This window comes from Jeotgalibaca caeni, from assembly GCF_028863945.1.
Taxonomy (GTDB): domain Bacteria; phylum Bacillota; class Bacilli; order Lactobacillales; family Aerococcaceae; genus Jeotgalibaca; species Jeotgalibaca caeni.
The window spans coordinates 1-13,091 of record NZ_JARBEA010000063.1; the positions used below are offsets into that span (position 1 = coordinate 1).

At 43.0% G+C, this 13,091-nt stretch carries 11 protein-coding genes; 3 read left to right on the plus strand and 8 right to left on the minus strand.

Annotated elements, in window-relative coordinates; all coding sequences use genetic code 11:
• Window positions 1–72: 72 nt before the first annotated feature.
• Genes gcvPB through gcvT form a run of 4 tightly spaced genes read right to left on the minus strand, consistent with a single transcriptional unit; the run spans window position 73 to window position 4,351 of the window.
• Window positions 73–1,515: an aminomethyl-transferring glycine dehydrogenase subunit GcvPB gene (gcvPB, locus tag PVE40_RS10980; protein WP_274731981.1), complete on the minus strand. Its 1,443-nt coding sequence runs from the start codon at window positions 1,513–1,515 to the stop codon at window positions 73–75.
• Window positions 1,512–2,864: an aminomethyl-transferring glycine dehydrogenase subunit GcvPA gene (gene gcvPA, locus PVE40_RS10985; RefSeq protein ID WP_274731982.1), complete on the minus strand. Its 1,353-nt coding sequence runs from the start codon at window positions 2,862–2,864 to the stop codon at window positions 1,512–1,514. Before gcvPA ends, gcvPB begins: the two co-directional genes overlap by 4 nt.
• A 1-nt stretch (window position 2,865) precedes the next feature.
• Window positions 2,866–3,240, minus strand: a complete 375-nt coding sequence (gene gcvH / locus PVE40_RS10990; RefSeq protein ID WP_274731983.1) for a glycine cleavage system protein GcvH — start codon at window positions 3,238–3,240, stop codon at window positions 2,866–2,868.
• Between the two features lie 16 nt (window positions 3,241–3,256).
• The gene (gene gcvT / locus PVE40_RS10995; RefSeq protein WP_274731984.1) at window positions 3,257–4,351 is read right to left on the minus strand and encodes a glycine cleavage system aminomethyltransferase GcvT; all 1,095 of its coding nucleotides are present in this window, start codon (window positions 4,349–4,351) and stop codon (window positions 3,257–3,259) included.
• A 174-nt stretch (window positions 4,352–4,525) separates the two neighbouring features.
• Here gcvT and PVE40_RS11000 point away from each other — a divergent pair, with 174 nt between their 5' ends.
• Window positions 4,526–5,119, plus strand: coding sequence for a DEAD/DEAH box helicase family protein (locus PVE40_RS11000; protein WP_274731986.1), 594 nt, complete (start codon window positions 4,526–4,528; stop codon window positions 5,117–5,119).
• Complete coding sequence (locus tag PVE40_RS11005; RefSeq protein WP_274731987.1) at window positions 5,116–8,541, plus strand: pyruvate carboxylase; 3,426 nt, start codon at window positions 5,116–5,118, stop codon at window positions 8,539–8,541. Before PVE40_RS11000 ends, PVE40_RS11005 begins: the two co-directional genes overlap by 4 nt.
• Before the next feature lie 97 nt (window positions 8,542–8,638).
• Here PVE40_RS11005 and PVE40_RS11010 read toward each other — a convergent pair whose 3' ends face one another.
• On the minus strand, window positions 8,639–9,163 hold the full coding sequence (locus tag PVE40_RS11010; protein ID WP_274731988.1) for an acyl-CoA thioesterase: 525 nt from the start codon (window positions 9,161–9,163) through the stop codon (window positions 8,639–8,641).
• 131 nt (window positions 9,164–9,294) lie between these two features.
• On the opposite strand from PVE40_RS11010, the gene PVE40_RS11015 reads away from it, so the two are divergent.
• Window positions 9,295–9,708: an acyl-CoA thioesterase gene (locus PVE40_RS11015; protein WP_274731989.1), complete on the plus strand. Its 414-nt coding sequence runs from the start codon at window positions 9,295–9,297 to the stop codon at window positions 9,706–9,708.
• A gap of 36 nt (window positions 9,709–9,744) precedes the next feature.
• On the opposite strand, the gene PVE40_RS11020 is transcribed toward PVE40_RS11015, so the two are convergent.
• The 3 genes from PVE40_RS11020 to PVE40_RS11030 form a co-directional block, all read right to left on the minus strand.
• Window positions 9,745–10,365, minus strand: a complete 621-nt coding sequence (locus PVE40_RS11020) for an NUDIX hydrolase (protein ID WP_274731990.1) — start codon at window positions 10,363–10,365, stop codon at window positions 9,745–9,747.
• Between the two features lie 75 nt (window positions 10,366–10,440).
• Window positions 10,441–11,955 (minus strand): FAD-dependent oxidoreductase, encoded by a 1,515-nt coding sequence (locus tag PVE40_RS11025; protein ID WP_274731991.1) that lies wholly within the window; start codon window positions 11,953–11,955, stop codon window positions 10,441–10,443.
• A gap of 18 nt (window positions 11,956–11,973) precedes the next feature.
• Window positions 11,974–12,927, minus strand: a complete 954-nt coding sequence (locus tag PVE40_RS11030) for a tocopherol cyclase family protein (protein WP_274731992.1) — start codon at window positions 12,925–12,927, stop codon at window positions 11,974–11,976.
• Between the last annotated feature and the right edge of the window lie 164 nt (window positions 12,928–13,091).

Sequence of the window (13,091 nt, forward strand, 5' to 3'; positions counted from 1 at the left end):
GTGTCGGATAACAATATGAAAAACAAGGACGGGACAAGGTTTAGAGAGCATATTAGAAAAACTATGAATTATTCAGGGATAATCGTTTACTTTAATTTGACGTGCTGCGCGTGTTTCGTCTAAACGACGTACAGATTTATGATGGGGAGCTTGTTGAACGAGTTCTGGATGTTCTTTTGCTTCTGTTGCAATTTGCAGCATCACTTCTACAAACTCATCCAAGGTTTCTTTCGATTCCGTTTCAGTTGGCTCAATCATAATTGCTTCTTCCACAATTAATGGGAAGTAGACTGTTGGTGCATAGAAACCGTAATCCAATAGTCGTTTGGCAATATCAAGAGTACGCACACCTAATTTTTTCTGGTTTTTGCCAGAAAGAACGAACTCGTGCTTGCACACTTCATCGTATGGTAAATCATAGGCAGCTTGTAACCGTTTGGCTAAATAGTTTGCATGTAAAACGGCACCTTCTGATACTTTGCGCAATCCAATTGGCCCCATCGTACGAATATAGGTATAAGCCCGAACTAAAACGCCAAAGTTACCATAGTACCCTTTTACTCGGCCAATCGACAAGGGTTCGTCCTCTTTTAAGACAAATCCATTGTCTTCTTTTACAATGCGCGGAACGGGTAAGAAAGGAATAATGTGTGCTTTTACACCTACCGGACCAGCACCAGGTCCTCCTCCGCCATGGGGTGTGCTGAATGTTTTATGCAAGTTCAGATGCACAATATCGAAGCCCATCAAACCAGGGGATGTTTTTGCCATGATTGCATTTAAGTTTGCTCCGTCATAGTACAATAAACCGCCTGCTTCATGAACAATATCCGCAATTTCAACAATATCTTTTTCAAAAAGTCCGAGTGTATTGGGATTCGTTAGCATTAAGGCTGCCGTATCCTCGCCCACTTTTGCTCGAAGCGCATCCAGGTCTACGAGTCCAGCTTCAGTCGTAGGAATGCTTACTACGTCATAACCAGCGATGTTGGCGCTGGATGGATTCGTACCATGAGCACTATCTGGAACAAGTACCTTTGTACGGTTTGTTTCTCCATTTTGTTTATGATAAGCGCGAACCATCATTAACCCGGTCCATTCACCGTGAGCACCTGCTGCGGGTTGAAGAGACACACCATCCATTCCAGTAATAACTTTCAAGTCTTCTTGTAATTCATACATAAGTTGCAAGGCACCCTGCGTTGTTTGCGCTGGTTGGAGGGGATGAATATGAGCAAAACCTTCCAAGCGAGCAGTCACTTCATTAATTTTTGGATTATACTTCATGGTGCAGGATCCAAGTGGGTAGAATCCATTTTCTACTCCAAAGTTATCATGAGATAGACGTGTATAATGGCGCATTAATTGCAGTTCGCTTATTTCTGGTAAGCGAGCAGGTTCCTTTCGAGCTAGTTGGGAAGGCAACGTTTTAACCGGTACATCCGATTCTGGTAATGAATAGCCAACACGTCCCGGTCTGCTTTGTTCAAATACTGTTTGATTCACTTTTTTCATGCTTTCAAACCTCCCAACACTTCGACGAATTGATCAAGCTGTGCTTTCGTGCGTTTTTCTGTTGCACAAAGGAGCAGATGATTCGGCATGTGATAGTCTTTTGCTAAGGAATACCCACCAATAAATCCGGCTTCCAATAACTGACGATTTGCTTCATCCGCCGAAATCGGCAATTCCACTACAAACTCATTGAAAAATACTCCTTGGTTGAAAATTGGGAATCCCTTTTCTGCTAATTGATCAGCTAGGTATCCAGCTTTGTTCAAATTGAGCTGAGCCATTTCTTGGACACCCGTTTTCCCCAAAGCCGTCATACAGACAGCGGAAGCCAGAGCGTTCAATGCTTGGTTGGAACTCATGTAGGAAGTTGCTTTTTCGCGACGGATATGTTGTTCTCTACTCTGTAAGGTTAAAACGTACCCACGTTTCCCTTCGGCGTCAACCGTCTCTCCTACCATTCGGCCTGGAACTTTGCGGATATCGGCTTGATTGACGGCAAAGTAGCCGCAATGAGGTCCACCGTATGCCATTGGAATTCCGAATGGTTGGGTATCACCTACTACAATGTCTGCACCCAATCTTCCTGGTGATTCTAATACTGCCAGCGCCAATGGGTTCGCCATGACGATAAAACGAATTTTTCGGTCTCCAATCAATGCCTTTACTGCAGCAAGGTCTTCAACCGTGCCAAAGAAGTTTGGATACTGAATGACAACCGCTGCTGTATCATCCGTTAATGCATCTGCCAGCAGATGAAGATCGGTTTGATCATCCTTTAAGGGAATCTCAACGACTTCCGTTCCTCTTCCTGGAGCAGCAGTCCAGATTACTTCCCGCCCTTGTGGATGGACGCCTTGAGAAAGAACAATTTTATTTTTTCGAGTCGCCGCTTGAGCAAGCCCTACTGCTTCCCCTAACGATGCAAATCCATCGTATAAGGAAGAATTACTGACTTCCATCCCGGTTAATTCGCTGATCATGGTTTGGAATTCAAAGATAGCCTGTAATTCTCCCTGACTTGCCTCTGCCTGGTAAGGGGTATAGGCTGTGTAAAATTCAGAACGAGAGATGACCGCATCCACTACGCTCGGAATCGAATGGTCATACGTTCCAGCTCCCAGAAAAATCGGCAGCTCATTGCTGCTCGTATTCTGTTCGGCGAGGTGCTGCATGTGGCGCAGAAGCGTTTCTTCTGCCATTGCAGCAGGAATTGCTAACTCCCCTTCCATTCGAATAGCGGAAGGAATGTCAGCAAATAGTTCCTCGATTGATTCTGCCCCAATTACTTCTAACATCTCTTGGATATCTTCTGGTGTATCAGGTAAGTAGCGATAGTGTTCTTCCGTCATGTTACTCCTCCTCTTCGAGAAGTGCTTCATACTGTTCTAAACTCAGTAAGCTCTTTAGTTCACTTAAATCGGACAATTCCATCTCAAACATCCAACCTTCTGTAATTGCTGATTCGTTTACCGTTTCAGGACGATCCGCTAATGTATCATTGAATGCCGTAATGGTTCCAGAAACCGGTGCATACACATCAGAAACAGATTTTACGGATTCAACGGTTACAACTTCTTCACCTTTTGCAATTTCTCCAATGCTTGCGGTGTAATCGACAAAGACAATATCTCCTAACTGTGCTTGCGCATGATCGGTGATTCCGACACGTGCTGTTGTTTCATCCATCATTTTTAGCCATTCGTGTTCACTTGTATAATACATCATCTTTTATTCCTCCTAGTTAGATAAACGGTTTTTTGATAATTTCTGCTGGTATTTGCTTGTTGCGTACTTCAATCATAATCGTGTTCCCTATCTCTGAGTGAGCAGAGTCGATTAAAGCCATTCCAATTCCTTGCTTCAAGGTAGGCGATTGGGTTCCGGAAGTGACTTCTCCAATTTCTTCCCCCTCTGTAGAAAAAACAGTGTACCCATGACGTGGGATTCCACGTTCTAAAAGCTTAAAGCCAACTACTTTCTTTGATAAGTCTTCTTCACGTTGAGTCCGTAGCGCTTCTTGACCGATAAAGGATGCAGCTTTTTTTGTCTTGACTGCAAAGCCGACACCTGCCATGAGTGGTGAAATGGTTGCGGAAAGTTCTTGGCCATACAGAGGTAGTCCAGCTTCTAAACGCAACGTATCACGTGCCCCTAATCCACATGGCAAGGCACCTTTCTCTTCTCCAGCAATCAGTAATGCTTCCCAAACAATTTGTGTATCAATTGCTGGGATATACAGTTCAAATCCATCCTCACCGGTATAGCCGGTACGGGAAATAATGACCCCTGAAACAGCAGCCACCGTAGCGTTTTCCAGAAAACGGTGACGCTCGATACTGGCTACATCTTCTGTAGTGATGGCAGCTACCACTGCTTCTGCAAGTGGCCCTTGAACGGCAATCAAGCCCCATTGATCACTCTGATTCTCCAGATTAACGGCCCCTTCTAAGTGTTCATTCATCCATTCCCACACTTTGTCTGTGTTGGAAGCATTGCACACAACTAAATACTGCTCCCGATTCATCCGGTATACCATCACATCGTCAATGGTTCCGCCGTCCGCTTGGCACATGACATTATACTGCACACCGCCATCCGTAATCCGCGTCACGTTGTTGGTCACAATTTTATTTAAGTAGCCTTCAGCATCTGGACCCGTTACGGCGATTTCTCCCATGTGGGAACAATCGAAGAAGCCCACCCGTTCACGCACGGCTTCATGCTCTTTGATGATACTAGAGAACTGCATCGGCATTGCCCAACCGCCAAAATCTACTACCTTCACGTTATGAGAATCGTAGTACTCATAAAGTGGTGTTCGTCTTAATTCCGTCATCTTCTCACCCTTCCCGTTCATTCTGTTAATATCATTTTAGCATAGTTCGTTTCGGAAACACTATTACCTTCTGACAATAATCTATTGTAGAACATTTTGATTCATTGTAGAATAGGAAAATAAGTAATTAATGAAAGAATAATGAGAAAAATATTAAAGCAGGTGCAATTGCAGATGGATTTTATTGTGATTATGGGCCCTCAAGCTGTCGGAAAAATGACAGTTGGTCGTGAAGTAGAAAAACGGTTAGATGCAAAGCTCTTGTTCAATCATCAAACGATTGATCTGTTCGCCCATTTCCTCGGCTATACAAAGGAAACCTTTCGTCTTTCCGATCAAACTCGAAAAGAACTTTTTCGTGCGTTTGTTAACGGCGAAGAAAATACGGCAAATGGCATCATATTCACCCTTGTCGTTGCCTTTGATCTCTTGAGCGATAAAGAATATCTGAAAAAAATCTGTACCATCTTCACGGAAAAAGGCGGTCGTGTATTCTTAGTGGAATTGGAAACTTCTCTTGAGATTCGTTTAGAACGAAATGGAAGTGAAAGTCGATTGGAAGCAAAACCTTCTAAGCGAAATCTTGCATTTTCCAAACAAGAACTCCTTACAAGTTCCGAAAAGCATCGTCTCAACTCTTCCCCTGGAGAGGTAAATGAATTCATTCCAGAGGCTCATTACCTGCGGATTGACAATTCAAATCGAACAGCAGGACAAGTAGCAGAAGAAATTACAGCATTCATTCAACAAACGGAGGTGGAATTATGAAAAAAGTATTAGTTGCAAACCGCGGAGAAATCGCCATTCGTATTTTCCGAGCGCTTGCAGAACTAAATATTGCAACAGTTGGTGTATATGCCCAAGAAGATTCCGGCTCTGTACATCGCTTTAAGGCTGATGAGGCATACCTAGTAGGAAAAGGTAAAAAACCAATTGAAGCGTATTTAGATATTGAAGGTTTAATTGCCTTAGCCAAGGACACCGGAGCTGATGCGATCCACCCTGGTTATGGTTTTCTTTCGGAGAACATCCAGTTTGCTGCAAGGTGCCAAGAAGAGGGAATCACATTTATTGGACCAACCTTGAAGCACTTAGACATTTTCGGCGACAAAATCAAGGCAAAAGAAGCAGCCTTAGCTGCAGGTATCCAAACGATTCCTGGTTCAGATGGCCCTGTAGCATCGGTTGAAGAAGTTCTTCGCTTTGGCGAAACACATGGGTACCCGATTATTATTAAAGCCGCTCTAGGCGGAGGTGGTCGAGGAATGCGCGTCGCCCATTCGATGGAAGAAGCAAAGGAAGGCTTCCAACGTGCTCGAAGTGAAGCTCTCTCTGCCTTTGGTAACGATGAAATTTATGTAGAAAAATATATTCAAGACCCGAAACATATTGAAGTACAAATATTGGGTGATCAGTTTGGCAACATTGTCCACCTCTATGAAAGGGACTGCTCCGTCCAGCGACGCCATCAAAAAGTCGTTGAAGTTGCGCCTTGCATCCATATGGCAGAAGATTTGCGTCAGAAGATTTGTGATGCTGCCCTGCAATTAGCGAAGCATGTCGGTTATTTGAATGCAGGAACAGTAGAATTTCTCGTGGAGAATGATCGCTTTTACTTTATTGAGGTGAACCCGCGCGTCCAAGTTGAACATACAATTACGGAGCTGGTTACCGGAATAGATATTGTTCAAGCGCAGATCCAAATTGCCCAAGGACTTGATTTACACAAGGAAATTGGAATTCCACATCAAGCAAAAATCCCTTTAATTGGAACTGCGATTCAGTGCCGGATTACAACAGAGGACCCATTGAACCAATTTTTCCCTGATACTGGGAAAATCAATACCTATCGTTCTCCAGGTGGATTCGGGATCAGACTAGACGCAGGAAACGGGTTCCAAGGAACAGTGGTTACCCCCTTCTTCGATTCCTTGTTAGTAAAAGCTTGTGTTCATGCGCTGACATTTGAACAAGCAACGAATAAGATGAGCCGCGCCTTGCAGGAATTCCGGATTCGTGGCGTTAAAACAAATATTCCTTTTTTACAAAATGTAATCCAACACCCAACTTTTAAGTCTGGTGAAGCGAAAACAACCTTCATCGATTCTACACCAAGTTTATTCGAATTCTCGAAAACATTAAACCGTGGAAACAAGGCTCTTTCGTATATTGGAAATATCACCGTTAATGGCTTCCCGGGAATTGAACGGAACAAGAAAAAATTCTATGATGAACCGCGTTTGCCAAAAGATTTGGTTCCAGCAACAGGACTTTCTCTTAAACATATCCTGGATGAACAAGGAGCAGAAGCAGTCACGGACGTGGTCCTCCAACAGCCACAAGTCCTTCTAACCGATACTACTTTCCGGGATGCTCATCAGAGTTTGCTGGCAACACGTGTCCGTACCAACGACCTTCTGCATATTGCAGAAGCAACCCAAACAGGAATTCCCCAACTGTTCTCTAACGAACTATGGGGTGGAGCTACCTTTGATGTAGCCTATCGGTTCTTAAGCGAAGACCCTTGGGACCGTTTGAAAAAACTGCGCAAAAAAATGCCCGACACCTTATTCCAAATGCTGTTTCGCGGTTCCAATGCGGTCGGCTATCAGAATTATCCAGATAATGTTCTAGAAGCCTTTATTCAGAATGCTGCAAAAAATGGAATTGATGTGTTCCGGATTTTCGATAGTTTGAACTGGACCAAACAAATGGAAAAGAGTATTCAATATGTACGAGAAAGTGGCAAAATTGCCGAGGCTGCCATTTGTTACACAGGAGATATAAATGATCCGAATCAAACCAAATATACCGTACAGTACTACAAAGAGATGGCGAAGGAACTCGAGCAGCTTGGTGCCCATATCATTGCCATTAAAGACATGGCCGGTTTACTGAAGCCCCAAGCAGCCTACCGTCTCGTTAGTGAATTAAAAGAAACGGTTTCCTTGCCTATTCATCTACATACTCACGATACAAGCGGGAATGGGATTCTAACTTTGACAGAAGCGATTCGAGCTGGAGTAGACATTGTAGATGTGGCGCAAAGTGCTATGAGTGGAACAACGAGTCAGCCTTCGATGAGCAGTTTGTATTATGCTCTTGAAGGAACAAAACGTGCACCTGAATTAATAATGAACAATGTGCACCAAGTGAATCGTTATTGGGAAGATGTGCGTGACTATTATGAAGATTTCGAAACCGGAATCCACACTACCTCTACCGAAGTCTATCACCACCAAATGCCGGGTGGTCAGTACACCAACTTGCAGCAACAAGCAAAGGCAGTCGGTCTAGCGGATCAATGGGATGCAGTGAAAGATATGTATGCCGTGGTAAACGGGATGTTTGGTGATATTGTCAAGGTGACCCCTTCTTCGAAAGTAGTCGGTGACATGGCTCTCTTTATGGTACAAAACAAACTGACTGAAGCAGACATTTATGAGCGGGGAATGGATTTGGATTTCCCTGAATCTGTCATTGGTTTATTTAAAGGAGATTTGGGTCAGCCGGTGGGTGGTTTCCCAGAGAGGTTGCAACGGATTGTTTTGAAAGACATCCCTGCTTCAACAGAACGGCCCGGCAGCTTGCGTGAGCCTGTTGATTTTCAGGCTATCGAAGAAGAAGTAGCGAGCAAAATAAAACGTACACCTACTGAAGAAGAAGTTTTGAGTTACTTAATGTATCCAGAAGTTTTCTTAGGTTACGCGCAAATGTTTGACCGATTCGGCGACGTAACGAAGCTTGATACCCCTACCTTCTTCCATGGAATGCGGACAGGCGAGCAAATTGAAATGACCATTGAAAAAGGGAAAACCTTAATGATTAAGCTTAATCAAATCGGTGAACCCAATTCAGAGGGGAACCGCGTACTCTACTTTGAGTTGAATGGCCAAGGACGTGAAATTGAAATCAAAGATGCCAGCATCACCAGTACGAAAGCGATTCGTAAAAAAGCAGAACCTACCAACAAACAGCACGTTGGAGCAACCATGCCTGGTTCTGTCTTAGAAGTCCTCGTCTCAAAAGGAGATCGTGTCCAACAAGGAGATCCAGTCATGATTACAGAAGCGATGAAAATGGAAACGACCATCCGCTCTACCACGAACGGTGTCGTTGATCAGATTTATGTGGTAGCGAATGATCGCATTGATAAGGATGATTTGTTGTTGGAAATTGTAGCGAGGTAAATGAGGTTCACTACATTTATATCGTCTTGTACCAAAAAACGAGGTTGGGAATTTTCCCACCTCGTTTTCTTTATGCCTTCAACATGCATTTCATTTCCTATTGCTCCCACGCTGGTAATAAGGAAATATGATTCATAAACTGTTTGCTCGCTTCTCTTTTTTCAAGATTTTGCTTCCTTCGTTCTTGATAACCAGCTACAATCGCCTTTTCTTCCTCCGATTCCGCTATTAAAGTTGGCATCTGAAAGGAGGAATCTTCGCGGTCTTCTAAAACATACGTTAGAAATGCATAGGCGCAAAGTTTATTCTCCCATGTTTTCAAATCAGTAGAAATTAACTTTACAAAAACTTCTACTGATGTTTTTCCGGCTCCTGTCACAAAAGATTCAATATATACCGACTCGCCTCTTTTTGCCGGTTTTAGGAAGGCAAATGAATCAACGCTGGCAGTGAAACTCGGTTTCCGGACAAACTTATAGACAGCGCCACCTCCTGCGCTATCAAAATGTGCCATCATATCTCCACCATAATATGTATCTTTATCGTTCATATGGCGCGGCACTAGAATTTCTGAACGAACCACTCGTGTTTCGTTACAAGTCCGGCTTAACTTACTATCCATTTTTTAGCCTCCACACAATTCTTTTTCCTCTTATTGTAACAAGAAGAACCTCTTTTTGAAAACCTGCAAGTTTTCAAAAGAGCTAGAATGCGTTAAGATAGGAGTATTACAATCACGAGGAGTTTGCCTGAATGGAAATACAGCCTTACTTACATAAAACACAATATTACGAGACAGACCAAATGAAGATTATCCATCATTCCAACTACATCCGCTGGTTTGAAGAAGCTCGTACCGATTTCATGGAACAAATCGGTTTAAGTTACGCAGAAATGGAACGAATGGGAATTATTGTTCCCGTTCTATCTGTCTCTGCCGAGTACAAATCCATGGTTCGCTATGGTGATTCCGTTTTAATTTCTATCCAGGTGCAAGCTTATAATGGCGTTAAACTGGATCTTGCGTATGAAGTTTATCATGCAGAAACGAAAGAGTTGCATACAACCGGCACAAGCCGACACTGTTTCCTAAATGAAGCTGGGCGACCTATTTCACTAAAGCGCTCTGCTCCAGAATTGCACGAGATGTTCGCTGCATTTGTTTAATAAAAGAAGAAACGTCATCTGCGCCTTTTGTTGGGCTTAAGATGACGTTTCTTTATTTTTTGGAGTAATGAGGTCAATGAAATGGTCGGTTAGACTGGCAGTGACGCCCCATAAGGAATGTCCTCGAAGTTGATAAAAAGGAATCCGGCGCTGACCTGGACGGAACTTGTATTTTCTACCATTCGGAATCATTTCATAAGGGAAATCTTCAGGATGTTTCAGCATATATTCCGATACATAATAAGTAGGCTGATGGTTCATAAAATAATGCAGCGGGACAGTAAACAATTCAGCCACCTCTTCATTGTAGCGGATGTCTTCAAATGAGAGATTCAAAACACCAACAAAACAATGAATCAGAATATACTCGCTGGCTACATAGTCAATTTCACCCAGCACTTTTATACGCTCACGTGCGATATTTAATTCCTCCATCGTTTCACGGATCGCTGCTGCTTCATAAGTTTCTCCCTTTTCAACTGCACCACCTGGAAAGGATGTTTCGCCTGGCTGGGAAATGTTCTTGCTGCGAACTTCATAGAGAATGTGCCATTCACCTTCACGCTCGATCAAAGGCAGCAGCACTGCGTATTTCCGTTGTTTTCCTAGAGGCTTTACTTCATGTTGGCGCAGAACTTCTTCAATGTTGTCTAACATCTAACCACCTCCTTCCCTCCTAGTATACCAATGAAAAGAAGATACCTCAAATTCGAGATATCTTCTTTTTTCACTTTATTTTTTTGGTAAAGGTTTAACAGCAGGTCCTTCCAGAACCTCCCCTTCATAGTCAAAGCGTGAACCATGACACGGGCAATCCCAACTCCGTTCGGCTTGATTCCAGTTAACCGTACAACCCATATGTGTACAGACAGGAGATACTTTATGCAAAATTCCTGTTTCGTCGCGGTAAACCCCTACCCGTTCCCCATTTATTTTAACGAGGGCGCCTTCACCTAATCCAACCTCTTCTAATTCTTCCATCGAAGGAGCTATTTTCCCTCCAATCAATTCTTTTCCTATCAGCGTATTATCTTTTGCTAGTCTTCCAACCGCTAATGGATTAAGGTGAGATCTGGTTGGTGCATAGAGTTTCTCATAAGGGTTGCCGCGTTTGACAATTAAATCCGTCAACAACTGGGCAGCAGTCGCTCCTTGAGACATTCCCCATTTGTTAAAGCCGGTCGCAATAAATATATTTTTGTTAAGCTGGTGCATTTGGCCAATGTACGGTACTTTGTCTGGCGTAGTTGGGTCTTGTGTAGACCATTGATAGGTAAATTCAGTAACGCCAAACGAGTCCTCTGCATAAGTTTTTAGGTTTTCGTAGTGTTCCGGCATGTTGTCTCCGCGCCCCGTGAAATGATCATCGCCAACCACCAGCAATAATTCTTCGCCATTTTCACCGATGACTGAACGGAACGAACGAGAAGGAGACTCCGCATTAATATACATCCCCATCGGAATTTTCTTCGTTGGAACACCAAGCACGCCGTAAGAACGGTTCACTTCTAGTCGAGCGAAGAACAGACCTTGTTCATCGTTGATTGGATAATGGGTCGCGATTACCACTTGATCGGCAGTCAAGGTATTTCCATGTTCTAAGAGAACTTCCTGCTTCTCTTTATTTTTCACTTCTAATGCTCTCGTGTGTTCGTACACGTTCCCACCGAGACGAATAAATTCATCCAATACCCCTAGCATAAATTTCACTGGATGGAACTGCGCTTGACCAGGAATACCGAGAGCAACCTTTATCGGAAACGGGAAATCGGGAATATCGTAAGAAAGATAGCCATTGATTCCAATTTTCTGATATGCCTTCATTTCATCCATGACTTTTTTCTTGCCCATATCGGTAGTGGCATAAATGACCGCATCTTTTTCTTCAAAATCACAATCGATTGCTAGTTCCTCAATCGTCTGACGAATCAAGGATAAGCCCACTTCATTCGCTTCATAGTAAGTTGACGCCTTTTCCTTCCCTAAATACTGCAGCAAAGTCTGATAGAGATAAGAATGTTGGGAAGTAACTTTTGCGGTAGTATACGCACTTACTCCGTCCGCTACTCGGTGTGCTTCAATCAAGGTTACCTGCTTGCCCTCTTTTACTAATAGCCACGCTGTTAGGATCCCCACTATCCCAGCCCCTAAAACAGCCACTTCGCAAGTTGCGTCTTCCGTTAATGAATCAAAAGGTGCTCGTGTGGCAGTATCACTCCAAAAAGATTTATTCTTTTGACGAGTCATTGTAATCCCCCTACCTCTTTAGTCTACAATTTCAATTCCGGCCATTTTCCCAACGTCTGAATAGGTTTCTTTGGTTTTTTTATTATAAAAAGTGACGGCTATCTCGCCCGCAATTCCCTCCTTGATCGCCTTTTCCATTCCGCTCGGAACGGGAGCAATGAGATTTCCTTGATCTGAAAAACTGGCATGCAATTCCAATTTGACTTTGTCATTTTCCAAGGTAGCTTGTACTTCGTGTTCTCTTGGGAATGTGACTTCCAATGTACTATTTAAATAAGTTGCAAAACGATACTCTTTACCACCATAAGAAAAGGTACAAATGTGACCTTGGAATTCTCTACCATAAAATGGGATATGAGCATCGGAAAAGAAGAGACTCGTATGAGGATTCTCAAAATGATTGCTTTGAAGCCAGACATACTGCTTCGGAAAATTCGAACCCCAGTCTTTTTCAATGTAGCCCTTTCCACCCGTAAAATCGACTTGATGATCACCGATTTGTAATTCACCTTTTAGCAGATGACTCATACTAATTACTTCATGGTAACATTCCATTTTGGGCACATAGCCAAACGGTCCCATAATCGTAGGCATGTATGGTGTCCGTTTAATCGAAGTGAACGTACCTAGTTGTAAATTCCCATCAATTTTCAAATTCTCATCTTCTAAGTGAATTGAAATTAAACTTTCACTAAATAAATTTTCTCCAATCTTTACCGTAAATGGATCATCATTCCAGATAAATGATTCTAGAGGGTAGCGAATATAGCCTGTCTTGGTAATAGGTTTACCGTTTTCATTTTGCTCTACATAAATATACTGGACGAAGCTGTGCGAGTCCTTCTCATTCAACGTCATGCCGGGGATGAAACTAATGGCACGTTTTTCGTCAAAGCTAACTTGCTTATAATACCAGCCTTCAAAGTAACGCCGCTTCTTCAAATTACCCTGAAAATTCAATGCACCTTTCATGCCATCACCTTTTTCTCCGTACTTCCATTCATGATTTCACTATGCCTCAATTTAGTAGGATTTGTCAAATAATTGATGGAAAACACAAAAAACTTTATGAACGCTCCGCGTTCTATGCCATGACGGAAAATCACGTGCAGGAGTATAATAGGGATGGCAATACA